This is a genomic window from Roseomonas indoligenes (assembly GCF_017813365.1).
In the GTDB taxonomy this organism is placed as follows: Bacteria; Pseudomonadota; Alphaproteobacteria; order Acetobacterales; family Acetobacteraceae; genus Roseomonas; species Roseomonas indoligenes.
Window position 1 is genome coordinate 61578 of sequence record NZ_JAGIZA010000020.1, and the last position, 23000, is coordinate 84577.

General features: G+C 68.8%; 23 protein-coding genes. 18 read left to right on the forward strand and 5 right to left on the reverse strand.

All coding sequences use genetic code 11. From position 1 onward, the window contains the following. The first annotated feature begins 109 nt into the window (after nt 1-109). From J5Y10_RS23290 to J5Y10_RS23340, 11 genes are all read left to right on the forward strand, one after another. Complete coding sequence (locus J5Y10_RS23290; RefSeq protein ID WP_209376523.1) at nt 110-937, forward strand: GntR family transcriptional regulator; 828 nt, start codon at nt 110-112, stop codon at nt 935-937. A gap of 122 nt (nt 938-1059) precedes the next feature. Further along, a complete protein-coding gene (locus J5Y10_RS23295) occupies nt 1060-1917 on the forward strand; it encodes an FAD binding domain-containing protein (RefSeq protein ID WP_209376524.1) in 858 nt (285 codons plus the stop codon). Continuing rightward, nucleotides 1914-2402 carry a (2Fe-2S)-binding protein gene (locus J5Y10_RS23300; protein ID WP_209376525.1) on the forward strand — a complete coding sequence of 163 codons (489 nt, stop codon included), beginning with the start codon at nt 1914-1916 and terminating at the stop codon, nt 2400-2402. The genes J5Y10_RS23295 and J5Y10_RS23300 overlap by 4 nt, the downstream gene beginning before the upstream one ends. A gap of 8 nt (nt 2403-2410) precedes the next feature. Then, a complete protein-coding gene (locus tag J5Y10_RS23305; RefSeq protein WP_209376526.1) occupies nt 2411-4753 on the forward strand; it encodes a xanthine dehydrogenase family protein molybdopterin-binding subunit in 2343 nt (780 codons plus the stop codon). Then, the gene (locus J5Y10_RS28820; protein ID WP_209376527.1) at nt 4750-5634 is read left to right on the forward strand and encodes an FAD binding domain-containing protein; all 885 of its coding nucleotides are present in this window, start codon (nt 4750-4752) and stop codon (nt 5632-5634) included. Before J5Y10_RS23305 ends, J5Y10_RS28820 begins: the two co-directional genes overlap by 4 nt. Further along, nucleotides 5631-6116 (forward strand): (2Fe-2S)-binding protein, encoded by a 486-nt coding sequence (locus tag J5Y10_RS23315; RefSeq protein WP_209376528.1) that lies wholly within the window; start codon nt 5631-5633, stop codon nt 6114-6116. The genes J5Y10_RS28820 and J5Y10_RS23315 overlap by 4 nt, the downstream gene beginning before the upstream one ends. Continuing rightward, nucleotides 6113-8473 carry a xanthine dehydrogenase family protein molybdopterin-binding subunit gene (locus J5Y10_RS23320; RefSeq protein WP_209376529.1) on the forward strand — a complete coding sequence of 787 codons (2361 nt, stop codon included), beginning with the start codon at nt 6113-6115 and terminating at the stop codon, nt 8471-8473. Before J5Y10_RS23315 ends, J5Y10_RS23320 begins: the two co-directional genes overlap by 4 nt. After that, nucleotides 8470-9741 (forward strand): amidase, encoded by a 1272-nt coding sequence (locus J5Y10_RS23325; RefSeq protein WP_209376530.1) that lies wholly within the window; start codon nt 8470-8472, stop codon nt 9739-9741. Before J5Y10_RS23320 ends, J5Y10_RS23325 begins: the two co-directional genes overlap by 4 nt. Then, nucleotides 9738-10724 (forward strand): type 2 periplasmic-binding domain-containing protein, encoded by a 987-nt coding sequence (locus tag J5Y10_RS23330; protein WP_209376531.1) that lies wholly within the window; start codon nt 9738-9740, stop codon nt 10722-10724. The genes J5Y10_RS23325 and J5Y10_RS23330 overlap by 4 nt, the downstream gene beginning before the upstream one ends. Before the next feature lie 188 nt (nt 10725-10912). Further along, on the forward strand, nt 10913-11872 hold the full coding sequence (locus J5Y10_RS23335; protein ID WP_209376532.1) for a tripartite tricarboxylate transporter substrate binding protein: 960 nt from the start codon (nt 10913-10915) through the stop codon (nt 11870-11872). Nucleotides 11873-11946: 74 nt separating this feature from the next. Next, nucleotides 11947-12849, forward strand: a complete 903-nt coding sequence (locus J5Y10_RS23340) for a Bug family tripartite tricarboxylate transporter substrate binding protein (protein WP_209376533.1) — start codon at nt 11947-11949, stop codon at nt 12847-12849. A gap of 137 nt (nt 12850-12986) precedes the next feature. Here J5Y10_RS23340 and J5Y10_RS23345 read toward each other — a convergent pair whose 3' ends face one another. The 3 genes from J5Y10_RS23345 to J5Y10_RS23355 form a co-directional block, all read right to left on the reverse strand. Further along, nucleotides 12987-13235 carry a hypothetical protein gene (locus tag J5Y10_RS23345; RefSeq protein ID WP_209376534.1) on the reverse strand — a complete coding sequence of 83 codons (249 nt, stop codon included), beginning with the start codon at nt 13233-13235 and terminating at the stop codon, nt 12987-12989. A 57-nt stretch (nt 13236-13292) separates the two neighbouring features. Continuing rightward, nucleotides 13293-14003 carry an IS6 family transposase gene (locus J5Y10_RS23350; protein ID WP_209376547.1) on the reverse strand — a complete coding sequence of 237 codons (711 nt, stop codon included), beginning with the start codon at nt 14001-14003 and terminating at the stop codon, nt 13293-13295. 118 nt (nt 14004-14121) lie between these two features. Beyond that, the gene (locus J5Y10_RS23355; protein ID WP_209376535.1) at nt 14122-14367 is read right to left on the reverse strand and encodes a hypothetical protein; all 246 of its coding nucleotides are present in this window, start codon (nt 14365-14367) and stop codon (nt 14122-14124) included. Nucleotides 14368-14395: 28 nt separating this feature from the next. Here J5Y10_RS23355 and J5Y10_RS23360 point away from each other — a divergent pair, with 28 nt between their 5' ends. The 3 genes from J5Y10_RS23360 (at nt 14396) to J5Y10_RS23370 (ending at nt 16679) form a co-directional block, all read left to right on the forward strand. Continuing rightward, nucleotides 14396-15052 (forward strand): hypothetical protein, encoded by a 657-nt coding sequence (locus J5Y10_RS23360; RefSeq protein WP_209376536.1) that lies wholly within the window; start codon nt 14396-14398, stop codon nt 15050-15052. A gap of 83 nt (nt 15053-15135) precedes the next feature. Beyond that, entirely contained in the window at nt 15136-15987 is an 852-nt protein-coding gene (locus J5Y10_RS23365; RefSeq protein WP_209376537.1) for a segregation and condensation protein A, read from the forward strand. 401 nt (nt 15988-16388) lie between these two features. Further along, on the forward strand, nt 16389-16679 hold the full coding sequence (locus J5Y10_RS23370; protein ID WP_209376538.1) for a hypothetical protein: 291 nt from the start codon (nt 16389-16391) through the stop codon (nt 16677-16679). 48 nt (nt 16680-16727) lie between these two features. On the opposite strand, the gene J5Y10_RS23375 is transcribed toward J5Y10_RS23370, so the two are convergent. Further along, on the reverse strand, nt 16728-17033 hold the full coding sequence (locus J5Y10_RS23375; protein ID WP_209376539.1) for a hypothetical protein: 306 nt from the start codon (nt 17031-17033) through the stop codon (nt 16728-16730). A gap of 309 nt (nt 17034-17342) precedes the next feature. Then, on the reverse strand, nt 17343-18416 hold the full coding sequence (locus J5Y10_RS23380; protein ID WP_209376540.1) for a TauD/TfdA family dioxygenase: 1074 nt from the start codon (nt 18414-18416) through the stop codon (nt 17343-17345). Between the two features lie 332 nt (nt 18417-18748). Between J5Y10_RS23380 and J5Y10_RS23385 the strand changes: the two genes are divergently transcribed. The 4 genes from J5Y10_RS23385 (at nt 18749) to J5Y10_RS23400 (ending at nt 22870) form a co-directional block, all read left to right on the forward strand. Continuing rightward, on the forward strand, nt 18749-19519 hold the full coding sequence (locus J5Y10_RS23385) for an SDR family NAD(P)-dependent oxidoreductase (protein WP_209376541.1): 771 nt from the start codon (nt 18749-18751) through the stop codon (nt 19517-19519). Between the two features lie 157 nt (nt 19520-19676). Then, complete coding sequence (locus J5Y10_RS23390; protein WP_209376542.1) at nt 19677-21050, forward strand: MmgE/PrpD family protein; 1374 nt, start codon at nt 19677-19679, stop codon at nt 21048-21050. Continuing rightward, entirely contained in the window at nt 21050-22009 is a 960-nt protein-coding gene (locus J5Y10_RS23395; protein WP_209376543.1) for a Bug family tripartite tricarboxylate transporter substrate binding protein, read from the forward strand. The genes J5Y10_RS23390 and J5Y10_RS23395 overlap by 1 nt, the downstream gene beginning before the upstream one ends. An 88-nt stretch (nt 22010-22097) precedes the next feature. After that, nucleotides 22098-22870, forward strand: a protein-coding gene (locus tag J5Y10_RS23400; RefSeq protein WP_209376544.1) for an IS5 family transposase whose coding sequence is annotated in 2 segments (ribosomal slippage) — nt 22098-22416 and nt 22416-22870 — 774 coding nt in all. Because the reading frame shifts where the segments join, the coding sequence is not laid out codon by codon here. Nucleotides 22871-23000: the final 130 nt, after the last annotated feature.

Sequence of the window (23000 nt, forward strand, 5' to 3'; positions counted from 1 at the left end):
CCTGTTTCCATGTCAAGGCAGGAGCCATCCGGATCGCCGCCGCTTCGGCCCGGCGCCGTGATGCTCTAGAGAGGCGCCCTTCCGCGGAAACGCCCGGAGTCATGCCTTAATGCCCACCACCGTCGCCCGCGCCGAAGCCGATCCCGCGATCCCGGGCCGCGATGCGCCGATTGCGTTCGGGCTGGAGAGCCTGCCGCCGCTCGACACGACCAGCGCCATGCCGCTCTACACGCAGCTTGCCGAACGCCTCTCCGCCCCCATCCAGGCGAATCACGCCGCCCTCGTCGGCCATGCCCTGCCGACGGAGCTGGAGTGCATGGCCTATTTCGGCGTCAGCCGCCCGACCGTCCGCCAGGCCATGGCCCAGCTTGTCTCGATGGGCTTGGTGGCTCGGGGGAGGGGCCGCGGCACCTTTGTCGCGCCTGAGCGACTGAACCACGACGTCTCCCTCGCCTTCGAGGACGAGATGCGCGCGGCCCACCGCACCGTGCGCTTCCAGACCCTGTCCCGCGCGGAGATCGCGGCGCCCGCGGCCGTCGCTGCCCGCCTGAACCTGCCCGCCGGGGAGAGGGTCGAGCACATCGAGCGCCTGCGCTTCCTCGACGACGAGGTCTTCGCCTTCGAGCAGCGCTACCTGCCCCTCTCAGTCGCCCGCCACGTCACCGCCCGCATGCTGGAGGAGATGGCCATCATCTCTCTCCTCACCGAGGCGATGGGCCAGTCTCCGGCCCGCATCACCAACACCGTCCGCTGCATTCCCACGGAGGCCCGCATTGCCCGCGCGCTCGGCGTACCCGGCCGCACGCCGCTCCTGCATACGGAGCACACCTACTTCGCCCCCTCCGGCGCGCCGGTGCTGCACGGTACGGTGTGGTTCAACGGAGAGCGCTTCCAGTTCACCCTCGACTCGCCCATTCAGGCGGGCCCGCGCGGCTGAGTTTCGCTTGACGCGCGCCGACGGCTTCGCCTTAATGTCAGGACATTAAGGCGAAGTGGCCCTCCGTCGGGCCCGGAGGAGCCCATGGCCAAACCTTGGCACCAGGAGGCGGGGCCGGCCGCATGAAGCCGCCGCCCTTCCACTACCACGCCCCGCGGACCGAGGCGGAGGCGCTGGCGCTGCTGGCGGAACTGGCCCCGGCGGAGGGGCGGATCCTGGCGGGCGGCCAGAGCCTCGTCCCCGCCATGGCGCTCCGTGTTGCGCGCCCTTTGCACCTGATCGACATCAACGGCCTGCCCGGCCTCGACCGGCTGGATGTCGGGGACGGACATCTCCGCATCGGTCCGCTGGTCCGCCATGCCATGATCCGGCGGGAGAGCGTGCCGGGCCCCCTCGGCGCGCTGCTGGACAAGGTGCGCGGCCACATCGCCCACTTGCCGATCCGCACGCGCGGCACGGTCTGCGGCAGCCTCGCCAATGCCGATCCGGCATCCGAATGGTGCCTCGTCGTCGCGACGCTCGGCGGGGAGATGACCGCCCGCAGCCTGCGCGGGGAGCGTGCGATCGCGGCGGAGGACTTCTTCCAGGGCTTCATGGCTACGGCCCTGGAGCCGGACGAGTTGCTGGCCGGGCTGCGGCTTCCCCTGTTGGCGGATGGTACCCGCTGGGGCTTCCACGAGTTCAGCCGACGCGCCGGCGACTACGCCCAGGCCGCCTCTCTGGTGGTGATGGAGGTGCGCGACGGCGTGGTCCTCGCCGCCCGGATCGGCATCGGCGCCGTGGAGGACCGCCCGCGCCGCCTGCCCGAGGCCGAGGCCCTGCTGATCGGGCGGGCGCCCACCGCCGAGCTGTTGCGGCAGGCTGCCGCCACGGCCCGAGCCACCCTCCTGCCCACCGACGATGACCCAACCCGGCCGGCCCTCGCGGAGGCCATGATCCGCCGCGCCCTGGCCGATGCCGCCGGGATCGCGCTGCCATGACCGAAGCCCTCGACGTCACCCTTACCGTGAACGGCGAGCGCCACGCGGTTCGCGTGGAGGCCCGCCGGACGCTCGCCGACGCGCTGCGCGAGGATTGCGGCCTCACCGGCACGCATCTCGGCTGCGAGCACGGCGTCTGCGGCGCCTGTACGGTGCTGCTGGACGGCGAGCCCGTGCGCGCCTGCCTGCTCTTCGCCGTGCAGGCGCAGGGGCGGGCGATCCGCACCGTGGAGGGCCTGGCCGAGGGCGGCGAGCTGAGTCCGCTGCAGCGCGCCTTCATCGAGAACCACGCGCTGCAATGCGGCTACTGCACGCCGGGCTTCCTCATGCTCGGCACCGCGCTCCTGGAGCGCGATCCGACGATGTCCGACGAGGCGCTGGTGGACGCCCTCTCCTCCAACATCTGCCGCTGCACCGGCTACGCCAACATCGCCAAGGCCGTCCGCGCCGCAGCGGCCGAGATGCGCGAGAGGGTGCCGGCCTGATGGATGGCTTGTCCCCCCGGCCCGGAGAAGATGCGCGCACCCTCGCCGCCGGTCCCGGCCGCGTCGTCGGCCGCGCGGTGACGCGGATCGAGGACCTGCCGCTGGTGCGCGGCGAGGGCCTCTTCGCCGCCGATGTGAACTTCCCCCGCCAGCTCCACATGCGCGTGGTGCGGGCGGAGATCGCCCATGGCCGTATCGTTTCCGTGGATGCGGAGGCCGCCCGGGCCATGCCGGGGGTGGTGGCCGTCTGGACCGCCGCCGACGTGGCGGACATCCCGCTCATTCCCTTCCGCGCCACGAAGGTGCGGGGGCTGGAGCCCTATTGCCAGCCCGTGCTGGCGCGCGACCGCGTGCGCTACGTGGGCGAGCCGGTGGCCGTCGTCCTCGCCGACGATGCCTACCGCGCCGAGGACGCGGCGGAGACCGTGATGGTGGAGCTGGAGGAACTGCCGGTGGTGCTGGACGCCGCCGCACCCCCCGGCGAGTTCGCCCCCGGCCATGACACCGAGCCGACGGTCGTCCGCAAGGAGTACGGCGATATCGACGCCGCCTTCCGCAGTGCCCACGCGGTGGTGGAGCTGGAGCTCTCGGTAGGCCGCCACTCTGGCGTGCCGCTGGAGACGCGCGGCGCCATCGCCCGCTACGACGCGGCGCACGACGTGCTGGAGCTGCACGGCACCGCGAAGAAGCAGCACTGGAACCGCGACGAGATCGCCCGCCTCCTCGGCCGCCCGCCGCAGGGCGTGCACCTGTTCGAGGGCCATGTCGGTGGCGGCTTCGGCGTGCGCGGGGAACTCTACCCGGAGGACCTGCTCGTCTGCGCCGCCGCCCTGCGCCTGCGCCGCCCGATCAAGTGGATCGAGGACCGGCGCGAGCATCTGGTCGCGACCAACCACTCCCGCCAGCAGAGCCACCGCATCCGCGCGGCGGTGGATGCGGAAGGGCGGCTGCTCGGCATCGACGACGTCTTCTTCCACGACCAGGGCGCCTATGTCCGCACCCACGGCGCGCGCGTGGCGGACCTAGCGGCGGGGATGCTGCCCGGGCCCTATCGCCTGCCGGCCTACCGCGTCGCCGGCCATTTTCGCCTGACCAACAAGACCCCGGCCGCCACCTACCGCGCCCCCGGCCGCTACGAGACCACCTTCGTGCGCGAGCGCCTGATGGATGCCATCGCCGCGCGGCTCGAGATTGACCCGGTGGAGATCCGGCGCCGCAACCTCGTCGCCACCGCCGAGATGCCGCACGCGCGGCCGCTGGACGCGCTCGGCACCGATGTCGTGCTCGATTCCGGGGACTACGAAGGGCTGCTGGATAAGGCGCTTGCCCGCTTCGGCTGGGACGCGATGCATAAGGAGCTGGCGGCGCGCCGCGCGGCCGGGGAATGCGTCGGCGCCGGCCTCGCCTTCTTCGTGGAGAAGAGCGGCCTCGGGCCCTCGGATGGCGTGCGCGTCACGGTGGACGCGACGGGCGCGGTGGAGGTCGTCAGCGGCGCCGCCTCGGTCGGGCAGGGGGTGGAGACGGCGCTTGCCCAGATCTGCGCGGAGGCGCTGGGCGTGGACTACTCCAGCATCCGCGTGGTGCGCGGCCGCACGGACCGGATCGAGTTCGGCAACGGCGCCCACGCCTCCCGCGTCACGGTCATGTCCGGCTCCGCTACCTGGCAGGCGTCACTGGCGGTGCGGGAGATGGCGCTGGAATGCGCCGCGCAGCTTCTCCAGCTCAGCCCCGCCGAGCTGACGATTAGCGAAGGCGTGGTGACGCGCGCCGACGGCCTGGCCGGGCCGAGCCTCACCCTCGCAGAGATTGCGCGGGGCAGGGGCCCCAATTCCCCGGCCATGCGGGGCCAGACCCCGGGCCTGACCGCCGAGCGCTGGTTCTGGTCCGACCACATGGCCTATCCCTACGGTGTCCACCTCGCCCAGATCCGGATCGATGCGGGCACCGGGGGAGTTACGGTGGAGCGCTATCTCGTGGCCAACGACATTGGCCGGGCGATCAACCCGATGCTGGTGGAGGGCCAGATCGTCGGCGGCCTCGCCCAGGGCCTCGGCGGCGCGCTGCTGGAGGAGTTCCGCTACGATCCCTCCGGCCAGCCCCTCTCCACCACCCTGGCCGATTATCTCATCCCCACCATCGCAGAGATGCCGGAGGTGGACGTGCTGATCGCCGAGGACGCGCCGAGCCCGCTCAACCCGCTCGGCGTGAAGGGCGCGGGGGAGGGTGGTACGAATGGCGCGGGCGCCTGCATCGCCTCCGCCGTGGATGATGCCCTGCGCCGGCCCGGCGCGATCACCTCGCTGCCCCTCCTGCCCGCCCATCTTCGTGCCCTGCTGGTGGAGGCACCGTGAAGGCCGCCCCCTTCGCCTATCATGATCCCCGCAGCGTCGAGGAGGCGTTGCACCTGCTCGCCACGCTGGAGAACGCGCGGCTGCTCGCGGGCGGGCAGTCGCTCATGCCGATGCTCAACATGCGCGTTGCCTTCCCCGACCACCTGATCGACCTCAATCGCGTCGAGGGGCTGGCGGGAGTTACGGCGGAGGGGGGCGCGCTGCGGATTGGCGCCATGACTCGCCAGCGCGACATCGAGGAGAGCCCCCTCGTCCGCGCGCACCTGCCGCTGATGTCCGAGGCGTTGACCCATGTCGGCCATCGCCAGACCCGCAATCGCGGCACCATCGGCGGATCGCTCTGCAACCTCGATCCCTCGGCAGAGCTGGTGGCGGTCGCCACGGCGCTAGACGCGGTGCTGGAGGTGCAGGGGCCGTCCGGGGCGCGCGACCTCTCCATCCACGAACTTCCGCTCGGCTTCATGACCCCTTCCCTGGCGCCGGAGGAGATGCTGACCGCCATCCGCATCCCCCTGCCGCCTGCCGGCCACGGCGCCGCCTTCGAGGAGTTCGCCCGAAGGCACGGCGACTACGCCATCACCTCGGCCGCCGCCGTGCTGGTGCTGGAGGGCGGGCGGATCGCCCGCGCCTCCCTCACCCTCGGCGGTGTCGGCGCCGGCCCGCTGCGCCTGCGGAGCGCTGAGGCGGCGCTGGCCGGGCAGGCGCCGTCCGAGGCGCTGCTCCGCGAGGCCGCCGCGGCCTGCGGTTCCATCGACGCCATGTCCGATCCCCAGGCGCCGGCCTGGTACCGCCGCCGACTCGCCGCGACCCTCGCCCGCCGCGCTCTGACAGCCGCCGCGTCGCGCGCCACCACCCCCGCCCGACAGGGAGGCCTCGCATGAGCACCCGTCGCATCGCGCTCACCGTCAACGGCACGCGCCACGAGGCGGAGGCGCCTGTCCGCCAGCATCTCGGCGACTTCCTCCGCGGCACGCTCGGCCTGACGGGCACGCATCTTGGCTGCGAGCATGGCGTCTGCGGCGCCTGTACGGTGCTGCTGGACGGCCGCGCCATCCGCGCCTGCCTCGTCCTCGCCGTCCAGGCCGAGGACCGGGCGGTGACGACGGTGGAGGGCCTGGCGCCCTCGCCCGAGGCGCTGCACCCGCTCCAGGCCGCCTTCTGCGCGAACCACGGCCTGCAGTGCGGCTTCTGCACGCCGGGGATGCTGACCACCCTGGAGGAGTTCCTGCGGGACTGCCCCGACCCGACGGAGGAGGAGGTGCGCGTCGCCATCTCCGGCAATCTTTGCCGCTGCACGGGTTATGACAGCATCGTCGCCGCGACGATGGAGGCCGCCCGCGCCATGCGCGAGGCTGCGGCATGAACGCCCAGAGCCCGCATCAGCCCGGGGCAGGCCGCCTCGTCGGCCGCGACGTGCCGCGGGTGGAGGATTCGGCCCTCATCCGCGGTCGTGGCCGCTACGTGGACGACATCGCACCGCCCGGGTTGCTGCACGCCGCCTTCCTGCGCTCGCCCCACGCCCACGCCGCGATCCGCGGCATCGAGGCCGTTGCCGCCCGTGCCCTGCCGGGCGTGCACGCCGTGCTCACCCTTGCGGAGCTCGGGCCGCACCTGACGGACACGCGGCTCGTCGTCGCGCTCCCCAGCCCGGCCTACCGGCTGGAACTGCACCGGCCCGTCCTGGCCGATGCGGAGGTGACCCATGTTGGGGAAGCCGTGGCCGTCGTGATTGCCGACACACGCGCGATCGCGGAAGACGCTGCTGCCTTGGTCGAAGTGGATTACGATCCCCTTCCGGCCGTGGCGGATTGCGTGGCGGCCCTGGAGCCCGGCGCCCCGATCGCCCATTCCGGCGCCGCCTCCAATCTGGCGGCCGAGCTGACTCTGGAATACGGCGCCGTGGACGCCGCCTTCGCCACCGCGCCCCACCGCTTCGCCGAGCGCCTTTCCATTCACCGTGGCGGCAGCCACTCCATAGAGTGCCGCGGCGTCCTCGCCCGCCACGACCCGCTGGACGACCGCCTGACGGTCTGGAGCAGCACGCAGACCCCACACACGGCGCGCCGCATGCTGTGCGATCTGCTCGGCCTGCCCGAAGAGGGCGTCCGGGTGGTCACCCCCGACGTGGGCGGCGGCTTCGGCCCGAAGCTCATCTTCTACCCGGAGGAGGTGGTGGTCGCCCTCGCCGCGCGCCTCCTCGCCCGCCCAGTGAAGTGGATCGAGGACCGCGCCGAGCACTTCATCGCCACCACGCAGGAGCGTGACCAGCTCTGGGACGTGGAGCTGGCGACCGACGGGGAGGGCCGAATCCTCGCCGTGCGCGGGCAGATGATCCATGACCACGGTGCCTACACTGCGCGCGGCGTGAACGTGCCGCAGGGCGCGGTCTCCGCCATGCCGCTCGCCTATGTCGTGCCCGCCTTCCGGGTGGCAATGAAGGTCGCGGCGACGAACAAGGTGCCCGTCACCCCCGTGCGCGGCGCCGGCCAGCCCCAGGGCGTCTTCGCCATGGAACGCCTTCTGGACCGGGCGGCGCGGGAGCTGAACCTGGACCGCGCGGAGATCCGCCGCCGCAATCTCGTCCCGGGCGATCGCATGCCCTACGCCACGCCGCTGAAAACTCGCGGCGGCATGCAGGTCGTGCTCGATTCCGGCGACTACCCGCGCTGCATGGCGATGGCGCTGGAGGCCGCCGGCTGGGACGCCTTCCCCGAGCGGCAGCGCGCGGCCCTCGCGCAGGGGCGCCATACCGGCATCGGCGTTGCCAACTACGTCGAGGGTACGGGACGCGGCCCCTTCGAGCACGTATCCGTCCGGATCGAGCCCTCCGGGCGCATTGTCGTCGCGACCGGCGCGGCCGCTATGGGCCAGTCCACCCACACCATGCTCGCCCAGCTCGTGGCCGAGCATCTTGGTGGCGACATGTCACGCGTCCATGTCATTGCCGGTGACACGGCCGCCGCGCCGATGGGGATCGGCGGCTCCAACAGTCGGCAGGCCGTGCTGGCGGGCAGCTCCGCCCATGCCGCGGCGCTCCGGGTGAAGGACAAGGTGCTGCATGTCGCCGCAGGACTGCTTGAGGCCGACGAGGGCGACCTGGAGATCGAGGGCGACGCCGTTCGCGTGAAGGGCGTGCCGGAGATGAAGGTCACATTGGCGGCAATCGCCCGCGCCGTCGCCGGCGCGCCCGGCTTCGCCATCCCCGGTGGCCGCGGTCCCGGACTCATCGCGGCGGAGGAGGTGGTGATCGATGCCATGGCCTATGCCAACGGCACCGCCGTGGCCGAGGTGGAGGTGGACGCCGAGACCGGCGAGGCCCGGATCCTGGCGCTCACCTTCTCCCATGACTGCGGCAACGCGCTGCACCCGCGCATCGTGGACGGCCAGCTCATGGGCGGCATCGCCCACGGCATCGGCAACGCGCTGTTCGAGCACATGCGATACGACGAGGAGGCGCAGCCCACCTCCACCACGCTGGCCGACTACCTCCTGGTTACCGCCACCGAGATGCCGCCCGTTCGCATCCTGCACATGCAGTCGCCCACGCCGCTGAACCCGCTGGGCATCAAGGGCGTCGGCGAGGCCGGCGTGATCCCCGTCCCGGCCGCGATCGCCGCTGCGATCGAGGACGCGCTGTCGCCCTTCAGAGCCCATGTCACGAGGGTGCCACTCTCACCCGTGGATATCGTGGCCCTCATCGATCCAGCGGCGGCCGCGTGATCCTCACCGCGACCGAGGCCGCGCGGCGGATTTCCTCGGGCACGCTCACCGCCGAGGCCTATGCCCGCTCCTGCCTGGAAGCCGTCGCCGCGCGCGAGCCGGTGGTGCGCGCCTTTGCCGCCCTCGATGCGGAGGCTGCCCTGCGGGCCGCACGCGAACTGGACGCGGGCCCTTCGCGCGGCCCCCTGAACGGGGTTCCTTTCGCCGTGAAGGACGTGATCGACACCGCCGACCTGCCGACGGAGATGGGCTCCCCGATCTGGCAGGGTTACCGGCCGCGCGTGGACGCCGCCTGCGTCGCCCTCTCCCGCGCCGCCGGCGGCGTGATGCTCGGCAAGACGGTGACGGCGGAGCTGGCCTATGTCGCGCCCGGCCCCACCACCAACCCGCACGATCCCGCCCATACGCCGGGGGGATCCTCCTCCGGCTCGGCGGCGGCGGTGGCGGCGGGCATGGTTCCCCTGGCCCTGGGCACCCAGACCGGCGGTTCCGTCCTCCGCCCCGCCTCGTTTTGCGGCGTGGTCGGCCTCAAGCCGAGCTACGGTGCCATTGCCCGGCCTGGCATGAAGCTGATGGCGGACAGCCTCGATACCATCGGACTCATGGCCCGCACGGTCGAGGACGCAAATCTTTTCCTCGCCGTGCTGACCGCCGAGAGGCCTGAGCCGCTGCCGGACATCGCGCCGCCTCGGATCGGCCTCTGCCGCACCCACCTATGGGACCTCGCCGAGCCGGCTGCGCGCGAGGCCGTCGAGAACGCCGCGCGCCGCCTGGAGGCCGCCGGCGCCGTCCTTCGTGACGTGGCGCTGCCACCGGACTTCGCTGCCCTCACAGAGGCGCGGGTCACGATCAACGACCACGAGATCTCCCGCGCCCTCGCCTGGGAATGGGAGTATCGCCGCGCCGGGCTTGGCGGCCGCGTGGCGGCGACGGTGGAGAGGGGGCGCGCCATTCCCCGCGCTGCCTACGCCGCGGCTCAGGAGGCCGCTGCCGCGGCCCGGGCCCGCTTCCCGGAGGCGATGGCGGGCTGCAACGCCCTCCTCACCCTCGGGGCCGCTGGGGAGGCGCCGGAGGGGCTGGCCTCGACAGGGGATTCCCGCTTCCAGGGTCTGTGGACCCTGTTGCACGGCCCCGCCGTCGGCCTGCCCACGCATTGCGGGCCAAAGGGGCTTCCGGTGGGTATCCAGCTCGTCGCCCCGCGCCATGCGGACCGCCATCTCCTCGCCGTTACGCGCTGGGCTATGGACCGCCTCGGGAGTCCCTCGTGAAGGTTCCGCTCTCCCTCTCCTGCGTCGCCTACGACCGGACCCGCGCTCTCTTCGACGGTCGCGCGACGGTGGCGGGGGCCGACCTCTATCCCGTGGCCATGTCGCCGGAGGAGGCGTTCCACCGCAACTTCCGGCACCAGGAGTTCGACGTCACGGAACTCTCCATGTCCAGCTACATGGTGCAGCTGGCGGAGGGACGGTGCCCCTATGTGGGCATCCCCGTATTCCCCTCGCGCCTGTTCCGCCATTCCTCGGTCTACATCCGGACGGATCGCGGGATCACGAGGCCGGAGGACCTGCGCGGCAAGGTCGTGGGCGTGCCGGAGTACCAGATGACCGTCGCGCTCTGGATGCGCGGCATCCTGGCGGATGGGTATGGCGTGAGGCCCTGCGACATCAGCTGGCGCAATGGCGGGCTGGAGGAAGCCGGGCGTGCCAACGTCGTTGCTCTGAACCTGCCCGGGGACGTGGAGCTGCGCCCCATTCCCGAAGGCGAGACGCTGTCCGGCCAGCTCGCCTCCGGCGCGATCGACGCCCTGCTCTCCGCCCGCGCGCCCTCCTGCTTCGGCCGGGTGAAGGAGGTGGCGCGCCTCTTCCCCGATTACCGCGCGGCGGAAGAGGAGTATTTCCGGCGGACGCGGATCTTCCCGATCATGCACCTCGTCGGTATCCGCCGCTCCCTGGTGGAGCGCTTCCTCTGGCTCCCGGTGAACGTCTTCAACGCCTTCGAGGAGGCCAAGCGCCTCTGCCTGATCGACAACGCGAAGATCGGCCACCTCTACACCACGCTCCCCTGGGCGGTGGATGAGCTGGAGCGGACGCGCGCGCTGATGGGGCATGATTTCTGGCCCTACGGTCTGCAGGCGAACGCGCATGTGCTGGAGCGCATGGTGCACTACGCGGCGGAGCAGGGGCTGACATCGCGCCGCCTGGCCGTGGAAGAGCTTTTCCCCGCTTCGGTCACGGATCTGGCGAAGGTCTGAGCGCCGCAGCGCTGTTGTAATGTCTTGACATTATGTTCCGCCGGATGCTCCGATCGCCGGACATACACGGGCCGCCCCCGCGAGGGGACGGAAGGCGGACGGCCGGAAGAGCTGACGCAAGGTACTCGCGGGAACGCAGTGGCACGGTTGGCGACACCTCCGGGGCGGATGACCTACCGATGTTGAGCTTGAACAGACGCACCCTGCTCGGCGGCGCCGTTGCGGCCGCCGGCGCGCGCAAGGCCTGGGCGCAGGATTTCCCGGACCGTCCGATGCGCCTCGTTGTGCCCTACGCGCCGGGCGGCGTGGTGGATTATGTCGGCCGCGTCTTCGCGCAGGGGCTGAGCGAGCCGCTGAAGCAGTCCGTCGTCGCGGAGAACCGGCCCGGCGCGGGCGGCGTGGTGGGGGCGGACTTCGTCGCCAAGTCCGCACCGGACGGGTACACGCAGCTCGTCATCGACCCGGCCCTCGTCATCAACCCCTCGCTCCAGGCGAGGGTGCCCTACGACGTGTTCCGCGACTTCAGGCCGATCTCCATCCTCACCAGCTCGCCGCTCGTCCTCGTCGTGCCGCCGGAGCTTCCCGCGCGCGACATCGAGGGGTTCATCGCCCTGGTGAAGGCCAGCCGCGCGCGCTTCAGCTACGCCTCCGCCGGCGTGGGCACCACGCCGCACTTGGCCGGCGAGATGTTCTCGCTGCGCACGGGCTGCGAGGCGACGCACGTGCCCTATCGCGGCATCGCGGCGGGCTACGCCGACATGATGACGGGCCAGGTGCAGTTCTGCTTCAGCAGCATCGCGGGGGCTCGCGGTCTAGTCGCGGATGGCAAGCTGCGCGCCCTGGCCACCACCGGCGCGCGCCGCAGTGCCGTGTTCCCGAACCTGCCGACGATGCAGGAGGCGGGAATGGAGGGCTTCGTCGTCGATCTCTGGCTTTCTCTCCTCGCCCCGGCCGCCACGCCGGATGCGGTGGCGGCGAAGATGCACGCGGCGGTGATGTCCGTGATCGCGAAACCCGAGACAGGGCCGAGCCTAGACCGCGTCGGGGCCGAGGTTCGCGGCACGACGGGCACCGAGGCCACGGCCGCGCTGCGCGTCGAGTACGAGACCTGGCGCAAGCTGATCGCTGACGCGAAGATCACGGTCTGACGGGGATGCCGTCTCTCCACTCCACCCGCCGAGCCCTGCTATCCGGTGGAGCATCCCTTCTGGCAGCGCCGGCCTTGGCACAATCCTGGCCCAGTCGCCCGATCCGCATGATGGTTGGCTTCGCGCCGGGCGGCGCGGCGGACACCATCGCCCGGCTGGTCGCGCCGGGCATGGGTGCCGCGCTCGGGCAGACCGTTGTGGTGGAGAACCGCAGCGGTGCGAGCGGCACGAATGCCGCGGGCGCGGTCGCGGCCTCGGTGCCGGACGGGCACACGGTGCTGCTCTCCACCCTTTCGCACCTGTCCAATCCCTATCTCTTCAACGGCCTGTCCTTCGACTATGCCACAGCCTTCGCGCCGGTTTCGCAGGTGGTGCTGTTTCCGACCGTGCTGGCGGTGCGGAAGGACTTTCCGGCGCGAACGATCGCGGAGTTCCTGGCCCTGGCGAGGGGGCGGCAGGAGCCGATCACCTACGGTACGCCGGGCAACGCCACGGCGCAGCACATGGCGGGCGAGCTGTTCCAGATCCGCACGGGTCTTCGGCTGGAGCACGTGCCCTATCGTGGCGGCGCCGACGCGGCCCGGGACTTGGCGGCGGGTGTGATCGAGACCTCCTTCAACTCCGTCGGCAGCTTGTCACCGGCCTTCGGGGCCGGCGCGCGGGCGCTGGTGGCCGTTACGCCCTCCCGTATCCCTGGCCTGCCGGAGGTGCCCACGGGCGCGGAGGCGGGGATAGAGGATTTCACGCTGAGCGACATCTGCGGCGTCTATGCACCGGCCGCGACGCCGCCGGACCGGGTGGAGCGGCTGCAGCAGGCCATCGCCGCGGCCCTGGCGACCGAGGAGGTGCGCGCCCGCCTTCGCTCCCTGGAGGCGGAGGGGGTAGGCAGCACCCCGGCCGAGTTCTCGCGCTTCAATCTATTGCAAGGCGCGCGGCTGGGCACGCTGATCCGCGCCGCCGGCATCAAGCTATCCTGATCAAGGGCAGGAGGCCTGGGCCTGTAGCCCATCTTTACGCGCGCGCGAGGCCCATACCTCGTCCCAACACGTCGCGCCGTGATCACCCGGTCGCGGCACAACCTGCCCCGGCTCCCGGAGAGCCCGGGCCGCACCCGTCAATCGATCGTCTGGCCGAAGAGGTAGAAGCCGAGAACGGTGAGGGCAACGGCCGCACCGGGCGCGAGGCTGAGCATCGGGTTCAGCGGGAGGTACTCGAAGCCGCTCTGCACCATCCCGCCCCAATCGGCAGCAGGCGGTGGCAGTCCGAGGCCAAGAAAGCCGAGGCTGGCGGCCGTGAAAATCGCCGAGGAAACGAGAATGGCCATCTGCGCCGCTACGCTGCGCCGGATGTTCGGCCAGGGCATTGGCAAGTTGTTTGACGAGAAGGCGAGTTCGGCCGTGTGACTAAGGGCGCGGCAGGATCAGGTGGCCGCTTGGGTGCAGGTTTCCTGCCGCCAAGTCCGGATGGCCTTGGTGCGGGCGCGACGGTACTCGCCGGCCGTCATCAGGTGCCGGCGCAGACGGAAATGGCCATAGATCATGCTGTGCGCCCAGAGGAACCGCTGGGCCTGCCCGGCCGACTTGAACCGCTGCATCTGCCGCTCTCGCCGTCGGGTGGGACGATGCGAGTTCTCCGCCCGGTTGTTCAGGTAGCGGCTGCTGCGATGCCGGACCTCGGGCAGGATCTCGCGCTGGGCCACGCCGTAGCTCTTCAGCCCATCGGTGACCAGTCGGCGCGGCTTGTACTTCAGGCCCGCGAGCAGGCGCTTGAAGAACCGCTTGGCTGCACGCCCGTTCCGCCGATCCTGAACGAGGATGTCCAGCGCCACGCCGTGCTGGTCCACCGCTCGCCAGAGATAGTGCAGCTGACCATTAATGCGCAGAAACACCTCATCAAGGTGCCAAGTGTCGCCCGGCTTCGGCCGGCGGCGCCGCAGCTTGGCCGCGAACTCACAACCGAACTTTCGGCACCAGTTCCGGATGCTCTCGCGGGTGACCGTGATGCCCCGCTCCGCCAGGATCAGCTCCACGTCCCGCAGGCTCAGGCTGAACACGTGATAGAGCCAGACTGCATGGCTGATGATCTCCGCCGGAAAGCGGTATCCAGGGTAGGTGGCCCGGTCTGGCGTCATCCCTTCAGACTGCCCCGGCCCGGTTGTTTCGGCCACCGCCCATCAACTTGCCAATGCCCCGGCCAGGCTGCTCGATCTGTGAGTCGGGGCGTGAGCAAAGGGCGGCCCGGCCGTGGCGCTAACGCTGCCGCGACGCGGCCGTTGGTGGGAGAGGCACGGGACGTGGCTGGAGGAGGGCCATCCGCCCGGCTTGGTAGGCCTCCTCGGCGCCGGCGAAGGCCGCGGGCGAGCGCGCGATGAGGGCGTCGTCGCGCCAGAGCGACCAGCGCCAGCGCCAGCGGCGCGGGCCAGGGCCGTCCCGGTCGATCCGAACTTCCATGGGGGCAAAGTCCGCACGGGCGTGGTCGAAGGATGGATGCGCCATGGCGGGCTCCTAGGGTCGGCCTGAAGCCATGCCAAGCGAGAACAGCGCCTCCCAAGTGGGGACAGACGCCCGCGACTCACGCGACCGTCCCTGGCAGCCCACCCCCGAGCCGGTGGACTGGCTGTGGAACGTGCTGACCGTGGGCGGGCCCGCCGAGCAGGTCGAGGCCTTCCGGTCCGCTGCGGCCGGCCCGGGCGTAGTGCCCTGGGTGCTGGACCTCGCCGCCCTGGAGGAGGAGTTCCTCCTGCCGATGGCCGCACCTCAGGACGGGGTGCGGGCGATCAGCCTCGCCGGCGCCAAGATCCTGGCCCGGCGACTGCGCGACGCCGCGGCCGCCAACCATCAGGCGGCACTCGCCCGGATGGCGACGGACAGGAGCTGCCCCTTCGACCTGCACAGGCTCCTGCCGGTACCAAGCGCTGTCCTCGCCCTTGGCCCGGAGGAGGGTGTTAGTCGGGAATGGCTCCGGACCCACTGGGGCGTCCGCCCGGCCGCTCCGCCATGTGCAGGCGCTCTCCTCCACCCTGGACGGCCGCAAGAGGCGGATGGGGCAGATGCGGGTGGGCTTCTGGTCGGCCGACTGGTCGCCCTGGGCCGCGGTCGCCCGCCTGCGCCGTGCCTGGACCGGGCTCTCCTTCGAGCTGCAGCCGCACTACCCGGGCGGGGCAGGGGAGAGCACTGCTGAGGCAACGGGAGACGCCAGGCTCGCCACCCCCGTTCGGGAAGGGACGGGTCGGAAGGGCAGGGCAAGGGCCGGGATGCGCCGGGGTGGCTGAGCGGGGGATCGCGGCCGAGCCGGACGCCTGGGACGGAGAGGGCAGGGGCCCATCGCCCGTCTCCGCGATCCGCGCGGCGCCCCAGCTCAGCGTGGAGGGCTTCGAGGGCCCGCTCGACTTCCTGCTGGAGATGATCCGTCGACAGCGCGTCGACCTCGGCCGCCTCTCGATTCTGACCCTGACCGATCAGCTGGTGACCGCCATCGATGCCGGGGAGGGGCGCATCCCGCTCGAGCGCCGGGCGGACTGGCTCGTCATGACCAGCCAGTTGTTGCTGCTCAAGGCGCAGCTGCTGGCGCCCGCGAGCCCGGAGGAGGCCGAGGATGCCAAGGCGGCCGCGGCCCGGCGGCTGGAGCTGCTCGATGAGCTCGCCCGCATGCGGGCCGGCGCCGAATGGCTCGCAGCGCGCCCGCAGCTCGGGCGGGCGGTGTTTGGCCGGGGGCAGGCCGCACCAGCCCCGGCGAAGCCCCAGGCGGAGCTCCTCGTCGCGTTCCTGGAGGCGACGCTGACGATGCTGGAGGGGAGGGAAGGGCGGACTGCCACGCCCACTCCTACCTACCGGCCCAGCCCGCCCGACCTCTGGCGCATCCCGGACGCAGTCCGACGCATCGCGGAACTCCTGCAAAGCGACCCGGACAGCTTGGCCCTCGAGCGCTGCCTGCCCACGATCCCACACGGCGCACCGGACCGCCCCATTCGCCTCCGGGCAGCGCTGGCCAGCACCCTGGTCGCCGGGCTTGAGATGGCACGGGACGGGGCTGTCACGTTGGAACAGGCTGAGCCCTTTGGGCCCGTGATGCTGGTGGCAGCACCAGCAGCCGTGGAGCAGCCGAGTCTGACGTGACAGCGCGGGCCCGGGTGTTCGAATCCCTGTGCCTGCGGCACTCGTTTTCGGCCGACGACCTGTCAGCGCTGTGGGGCGCAGGGGACTAAGGTGATCCGGTTGCAGGCGCCGACGACCGGCTGACCGGCCGGGTCATGCCGGCCCTGGCGCAAGAGGGGCATAAAGGTGCAACGGGATCGGCTCAGCCGGCTGGGCCGATAGAGCGCCGACCTGCGGGCGAAGCTCGACAAGGGCGCCGGAAACGGGTCCGCTTGCCGTCAGGGATGGCTAAGAGGGCGATCTGAGTGCTGGGGCGGTTCAGAGCGTGGCGTGCGCGCCGGGCGGCATTCAAGTTGAGGCGTGAGGCTGCCCTCGCGCTGATAGACCACGTGAACACGTATTTGACGATGTGGGAGCCTGTGGTGGCGCTGAAGCTGCGAAAGATCTTCTGGATCCGGCTGCTAACCATTCAGGGCACTTCGGGCGTGATCTCGGCCGACCTGGCCCAGGAGGAACTGCGCACCTTCCGCCAACAGCTCGCTGCCTACCCGGAGCAGCGGCTCGACGAGCTGAAATTGCGCCTTGAGGAGGCGGAGGTGCTGGGAATGCGCAAGGCTCTGGAGCGGCACATCCGTGACCGTGCAGCAATGGAAGTGACAAGGTTGACTTTTGAGGCTCAGGTGATGGCCGCGGAAGCCTCCGCTAACGGATGAAACCCTACGTCCGGCTTCGCCCTGGGTAGACATCCGAAGAGGCTACAGTCAGGGCTCCACTCCATCCTGCGGACTACCGTCGTCGTAGCTCACCGCTGTCTGCGTATCGCGATGCTTCGGGCGACGATCCCTCATGCGGCGGAACTGCCGTCGGGCAATCAGCAAGATTGAGCCGGGTACCAGCCCAAGGCCGAAGTTGATGAAAAGGGAAGGGCTGAACATCTCGCCTTCAAGGAGGCCACCGCTGCTTACGAGAGGCGGGACGATGACACCCAAGGCGGCCATGCCGAGCATGCCGCGCCAGCCTGCAGCGAGCGCACCGATGATGCCGAGGATGGCTGGGATGAGAGGCATGGGCTGAATCCGTTGCTCCCAATGAAACGCCCACGAGCACAAAAAGGTAAATGTTCGGCAGCCGACAAGCGAGAGGGGCTGCCAGGCGTTCCTGGCAGCCCCTCTCGGGCCATCGAGGCCCAGGGAACCCGTCAGCGCCTCTCAATGCTTCGTGGAAGGATCCTGCGGCGCCGCAGGGTCGAACCTATCGATGGTTCATTTGCGAAGCTGGACGGACGAGCCGCCCAGGTTCATTCATAACCTGCACCACCGAATCCCGGAACCAAACATCTAGGCCTTTGCCGACCGGGCAGTACGGGGAAGTGCGGTTCACACCGTGAACCGCATTCCAACATCTCCGGCCTGCCGACGATCAAAGTTCTGTCGGGCCGCATCGTAGCTCTGACCGATGATGCCGCCGCGTACCGTTCCTGGCTCGACGGAACGATAAGCGGGGCGCCAACTCTCAGGTAGGCGAACCGAGTCAGGGGGTGCCATCCAGAGACGAAACAACAGGCGCTTCCGAGCGGGGTCCTCGTGATCCTCGAAGTCCGTGCGAGAGTGCAGCGTAACGTGGTTGTTCAGGAGCTGCATATCTCCCGGACGGAGCGTCATGTTGTACATGAGCTCTGGGCGTCGTAGCACCGCGTCTAGCATGTCCGTCGCTTCGCGCTGAACCGGCGTCAACGACGGCACACCCTCCAGGCGCTGCGCCGTTGTGACCCGATTTCTGTTCCACTTGCTGAACGGCAGACCCTCGCATTCGTCAAAGACCGGGTTGGGGTAGAACGGCCCTTCGTCGGCAGCCTGCTCTGCCTGACGGCTGAAGTAAAACGGCTCGTGTAAGGCCTCGGCGAGGTCCGGGCGCTCGACCGCCATTCGGTTGTGGGCAGTGATAGAACTTGTAACCATACTGTTGCCGCCCGCCTTGGCTTGATTGAAGCAGGTCAGGCCGACAACGTCCGCACCGTCGGTGTGGAAGTCGAGTTCCGCATTGGAAGAGTAACCTCTCCCACCCGCGCTGCGGTAAACCGTCCCGGCATCTCGCACCGCGGAGATGTAGTGACTGGACTTTCCTTGCGGTCGCGGCACGCCGGAATGAAGACCGATAGCCCAGGTGAGCAGTTCAAACTGCTTCTCGTCGAGCGTGTCGCGCGGTAGGCCGTGGACGAGCGCTATGCCCCGGCCGTGTTTCGCTTCGGTGAAGGCTGCTGCGATGACCTCGGACGCGGAGCCAAGGTCGAAGTCGGCGCGACTGTAGTCAATCAGAGCCTTCTCAGGATCGTAGCTTCGGAGAACAGTCTCTGTGAGTTCGCGACGCGCACGATCATCCAGCGTAAAGGTCCACCGCTGATCCTCGCTCAACGATCCGGCGGTCCACTCGATGGGGGTACCGACTGCCATAGGCTTCATTGTGCTTTCCTCCGTTGTTGGCAGTCGAAGCCGGCGCATGACTAACGGCCGCCGCTCGGCTCGGCAGGCCTCGTGCGAGTTCGGACGAAATCTGCTCGCGGTCCATGCTATTGGCATTCGACTATGAGTCAATGCCAATGTATACAACGGTACTCTTTCGGACGGGTTCGATGATCCTTGGGGTGTAGTTCGGCTCCTCACGCCTTGGCCACACCCATCCCGCACTGGAGAAGACCGCTGGGAAAGCCCGTATCGCGGAAGGCCTATTGAGCCGGGCGATGTGTCACGACGCAGCACGATGATAAGTGGAGGAACATTCACAGATGCCCAAAGATCCTGACTTCTTCAGGGACAGAACGATCATCATCACCGGCGCGGCGAGTGGTATAGGACGCGCCACCGCCCTCATCTTTGCGCGCGAGGGTGCCAAGGTGATGGTCGCAGACGTCGACACCGAAGGTGGTCAAACCACGGTAGAGGCCGTGATCAGTCGCGGCGGCCGGGCAAGCTTCCTTTCGACAGATGTCTGCTCACGTCAGCAGGTTGAAGCGCTCGTAGCCGAGACCATTACGCAGCTCGGAAAAGTGGATTTCCTCTTCAACTGTGCCGGTTCAGCCCTAAAGCGGTGTAAGTTTCTCGAGATTGACGACGCGCTGATGGACAAGACCTTCGATCTAAATTTCAAGGGAACCTTCTACGCGATGCAGGCCGTTCTTCCGCATATGCTGGAGAACGGAAAAGGTGTGATCGTTAATGTCGCCAGCATGTCCCACAAACGGGGTGGCCCAGGTGCCTCCGTTCACTACGCTGCGGCCAAGGGAGCCGTTTTAACCATGACTCTCGGTGTAGCCCGGGAGTTTGCGGATCGCGGCATCCGTGCACTTTCGATCTCACCCGGACCGGTGAACACGCCCTTTGCGACGGCCGCTAGCACCTCACCGGATCTGGTCAGAAAGTTTGTCGAGGACGTCCCAATGAAGCGCATGGCTGAGCCGGAAGAGATCGGGGAACTCGTTCTCTTCATGTGTTCGGACGCGTGCGAGTTCATGACCGCCGACACGGTTTACGTCAGCGGCGGCGGCGGGTGGCGCTAACCATCTGCTAAAGAACGGCCGAGTTTTCCTATGAGCAGCCTTACTCAGCTCGAAGATGTATACAAACGTCGACATAGAAATTGACGTGCTCTTGGGGGCTCGATAGCGTCTGCGGCAGAGGCTGAGCGCAAGGCCCTCATAGTCCAAGGAGGAAGCGATGCCGGACTCGATTACCTGGGAGGTCGCCGAGTGGATCGCCGGGCTACGCACCTCCCAAATCCCCGGGCCAGTGTCTGAGGCTGTGCGACTGCTCGCGATGGATACGGTCGGGGCCGGGTTGGCGGGGCGAGACCTGCCCTGGACTAGGGCGATCGCCGGTTGGGCTATGGCTGCAGTACCGGGCCGACAGGAGAACGGGAGGGCACACCTCTGGGGACATGCTGATGCAGTCCTTCGTGCATCAGATGCGGCCCTTGTTAACGGGGCAGCCGCCCATGCCTTTGAATTAGACGACTTCCACAATGCCAAGCTGCATCCGGGTGCAGTAGTCGTGCCTGCTGCCCTGGCAATGGGCGAGGCGCTGAACGCAAGTGGGGACGAGGTACTTACGGCGATCGTTGCCGGATACGAGGTGATGATTCGCACATCTCTTGCCCTTGGCCCCGCGGCGGCACGGGAACGAGGCTGGCACCTGACTGCCGTGTGTGGCCCCTTCGGAGCCGCCGCGGCAGGCGCCGTCCTCCTTGAACTTGATACGGAGCATACGGCCTGGGCTTTGGGTCTTGCCGGTACGCAGTCGGGTGGACTTTTTGCCTTTACGGCAGACGGTTCAAACTCGAAGCGGCTTCACCCCGGTCGTGCGGCACAGTCGGGCATCATGGCGGCCGAAATGGCGGCGCTTGGGCTGACAGGACCCACTCAAATTTACGAGGCTGATGACGGCGGCTTCCTGAAAACCTTCGTCGATCGTCCGGAGTCACATCGTTTAACCGATGATCTCGGCGTGCAGTGGCGGGCCGCGGAAACGAATTTCAAACCTTACTCCTGCTGCGGCAGCCTCCACGCGCACGTTGATGCGGCGCTGCAGTTGCGCGACGACTGGCGGGACAACGCAAGAGTACGTGTTGGTCTAGCCGGTCTCGTGAAACAGCAGTGTGGTTATGAATATGCTCCCGGCTCGGAGCTGAACTCACAGATGAGTGCCCGGTACTGCATAGCGGCGGCTCTGCTAGACGGCGCTGTCCTGCCCAGCCAATTCACGCTCGAGCGCATCGCGGACACGAGGATTACGGAACTCGCGCAACGGATAGAGCTGGTCCACGACGCAACACAGGATGCGCTATACCCGCAAAATTTTTGCGGCTGGACCGAGGTGGAGACCAAAACAGGAGAGGGGAGACGCATCATGGTCATGCACCCGTCCGGCTCACCGGAGAACACCAAGATGGCGACAAGTCTTCGGCAGAAATTCGTCGCGCTAGTCAGTCCATTGCTGGGCCAAGATCGCACAGCCGCACTGGCCGAAGCATTTGACGCGATTGGGCACCGGCCCGTCCGCCAGCTGCTCGACGCTGCCGCGGTACCACTGTGATGAACACGGTCCTAGGCCGCCGTCTCCTACTTGGCGCACCAGCAATTCTGCTTACCAAGCCCGCACGGGCTGACTGGCCCGAGAAGCCGCTCCGCCTGGTGGTTGCTTTTCCCCCGGGAAGCGGCACCGACGTCCTAGCCCGCGTCCTGGCGCCGGCGCTCTCGCGAGAACTCGGGCAGTCTATTGTTGTCGACAACAGGCCGGGCGGTAACGGCGTTGTTGGCACATTGAATGCTGCTGCGGCTCCGCCTGATGGCTACACAATCCTCATCATCAGCAGCAGCGCAGCTTCAATCAATCCACACACCGTGAAGAACATCCCCTACAACGTGGCCCGCGACTTCGTCATGATCGGTGCCCTGGCAGAGGCGCCCTACGTGCTCTGCGTGCACCCGAACGGGCCGCAGAACCTCCAGAGCTTCCTCGACTTCGTGCGTAGCAAGCAGGGCGAAGCCACGTTCAGCTATGGAAACGCGAGCGCCCTCATCATGACGTCTGTCATGGCCCAGATGGCAGGCGTTCGAATGACGCCAATTCCCTATCGTGGTGGGGCGGAATCCCTGACTGACGTGGCCGCTGGGCGAATCGATTGTACTTTCGCCGATTTCGGACCCGGTAGTACTCAGGCACAGGGCGGACAGGTCAGGATTATCGGGCACAGCTTGCCGCACACGTTCCCAGTCGCACCAGATCTGCCAAGTGTGAGCACGGTCGTGCCAGGCTTCGATATGAGCGTATGGTGGGGTCTTGCCGCTCCTGCCGGTACGCCGGCTGCCATCGTCACGCGCGTTAACCAAGCCCTCAACGCCGCCTTGGCCTCACCCGAAGTGGTCACAAAGCTTCGTATGGTAGGCGACGAGCCGTTGCGAATGAGTCCAGCAGCGATGACCCGCTACGTCGCACAGCAACACACTGCTTGGGGCGAACGCGTGCGCATCGCTGGCATCGAGCCGCAATAACGATACAACCAGCTGGACAGCTGCTACGTCCTGTTAGCGCCTGAACTGAAAGCCTAAGTGGGCGTTCTCCGGCTTTGCGGAGGATGGGATGACGCTGACGCACGAGCAGTGGGCAGTGCTGGAGCCCCTGGTCGAGGCGTGCCGCCCGCACGCCAAGGTACCGCCCCAGCATCTGCGTCGGACCATCGGGGCCATCCTCTGGCGGCACGACAATGGCGCGAAGTGGCGGTCCCTCCCTGCCGAGGAGGGACCGTGGTGGATGGCGGCCCAGACTTTCATCCGCTGGTCTCGGCTGGGTGTCTGGGAGCGCCTGCTCACCCTGGCGCAGGACCGCGGCATCGGGCTCGGCATGACCTTCCTCGACGGCACCTCGATCCGGGCGCACCAGAAGGCGGCCGGGGCGGCCAAAAAGGCGCGACAGCGCCGGAGCGGGACGAGCGTGAGGCGCTTGGCCGCTCTCGTGGAGGCTTCGGTACCAAGGTCTGCGTGATCGCCGACAGCGTGGGGCGCGCGGTCGCGTTCTCCCTCACGCCAGGGCAGGCGCACGAACTGCCTCAAGCCATCCCGCTCCTCGCAGCCCTCCCTGACGTGCCTCTCTGGGTCGTGGGCGACCGCGGCTACTCCAGCCATGCATTCCGCGAGCACGTCTGGAACCTCGGCGCACGGCCCGCCATTCCTCCCAAGAGGAACGAGGCCCCGGTCGCCTGCCCACCCTGGATCTACAACAACCGCAACAGGGTCGAGCGGCTCTGGGCCCGGCTCAAGGAGTGGCGCGCCGTCGCAACGCGATACGAGAAGACCGCCTCCAGCTTCCTCGGTGTCCTCCACCTCGCCGCCGCCCTCGATTGGCTCAGGCGCTAACAGAACTTAGCACTACCTGGGCACTTTAGAGTGGATGGTCGGCAGGAACCGACGTCTGCAGTGTGGGCATCGGACGGGTTCGGCGAGGTGGGCGAAGAGCCGATGGAAGATGGCCTGACGTAGAGCTGGC

Coding starts and splice junctions, on each gene's coding strand:
- J5Y10_RS23345 (WP_209376534.1), bottom strand. CDS start 13,235: ATGCCCTGGCCGAACATCCGGCGCAGCGTAGCGGCGCAGATGGCCATT.
- J5Y10_RS23300 (WP_209376525.1), top strand. CDS start 1,914: ATGACCGAAGCCCTCGACGTCACCCTTACCGTGAACGGCGAGCGCCAC.
- J5Y10_RS23295 (WP_209376524.1), top strand. CDS start 1,060: ATGAAGCCGCCGCCCTTCCACTACCACGCCCCGCGGACCGAGGCGGAG.
- J5Y10_RS23395 (WP_209376543.1), top strand. CDS start 21,050: ATGAACACGGTCCTAGGCCGCCGTCTCCTACTTGGCGCACCAGCAATT.
- J5Y10_RS23375 (WP_209376539.1), bottom strand. CDS start 17,033: ATGCCTCTCATCCCAGCCATCCTCGGCATCATCGGTGCGCTCGCTGCA.
- J5Y10_RS23380 (WP_209376540.1), bottom strand. CDS start 18,416: ATGGCAGTCGGTACCCCCATCGAGTGGACCGCCGGATCGTTGAGCGAG.
- J5Y10_RS23360 (WP_209376536.1), top strand. CDS start 14,396: ATGCCAAGCGAGAACAGCGCCTCCCAAGTGGGGACAGACGCCCGCGAC.
- J5Y10_RS23315 (WP_209376528.1), top strand. CDS start 5,631: ATGAGCACCCGTCGCATCGCGCTCACCGTCAACGGCACGCGCCACGAG.
- J5Y10_RS23355 (WP_209376535.1), bottom strand. CDS start 14,367: ATGGCGCATCCATCCTTCGACCACGCCCGTGCGGACTTTGCCCCCATG.
- J5Y10_RS23350 (WP_209376547.1), bottom strand. CDS start 14,003: ATGACGCCAGACCGGGCCACCTACCCTGGATACCGCTTTCCGGCGGAG.
- J5Y10_RS23390 (WP_209376542.1), top strand. CDS start 19,677: ATGCCGGACTCGATTACCTGGGAGGTCGCCGAGTGGATCGCCGGGCTA.
- J5Y10_RS23385 (WP_209376541.1), top strand. CDS start 18,749: ATGCCCAAAGATCCTGACTTCTTCAGGGACAGAACGATCATCATCACC.
- J5Y10_RS23290 (WP_209376523.1), top strand. CDS start 110: ATGCCCACCACCGTCGCCCGCGCCGAAGCCGATCCCGCGATCCCGGGC.
- J5Y10_RS23320 (WP_209376529.1), top strand. CDS start 6,113: ATGAACGCCCAGAGCCCGCATCAGCCCGGGGCAGGCCGCCTCGTCGGC.